Annotated in this window: 1 protein-coding gene; it reads right to left on the bottom strand. The window is 76.5% G+C overall.

What is annotated here, in order from left to right:
- The coding region (locus AB0C29_RS38090; protein ID WP_360831111.1) for a CHAT domain-containing protein at positions 1–459 on the bottom strand (459 nt) is incomplete at both ends.

Below are 459 nucleotides of genomic sequence, written 5' to 3' on the forward strand. Positions count from 1 at the left end.
GCTCGCGCAGCACGTCCAGCTCGCGGACGGCGCTCGGCAGCGGTTGCAGTCCCGGCGTGGCCGGCTGGATGACGGCCAGGACCTCGGTGCCGGGGGTGCCGGACTCCGGGCCGGCCGCGTCGGCGAGCATCCGGACAGTCGGCGTGTACGAGGACACCACCCGGTCGAGCGCGCACTCGAGGCCGTCGGCGCTGGTCGCGGCGTGCAGCGGCAGCAGCATCAGCGGTCCGGTCGGGCACCACCACACACGGTGGCCGGGCTCCTCGGCGCCGAGCTCCGCCAGCACCGGGGCGACCACGGCCTCCCACAGCCACGCCAGGGTGGCAGTGAGCGCGGCGTCGTGGGCGGCTCGGCCCTCGCCACGGTCGGCGGCCTCGTGGGCGGCCAGGCACTCGTTGGTGCGGTCGTACGCGTCGTCGAAGGTGAGCTCCGGCAGCCGGACGACGCGGACGCCGTCCC

This window comes from Actinoplanes sp. NPDC048791, assembly GCF_040650095.1.
GTDB lineage: Bacteria > Actinomycetota > Actinomycetes > Mycobacteriales > Micromonosporaceae > Actinoplanes.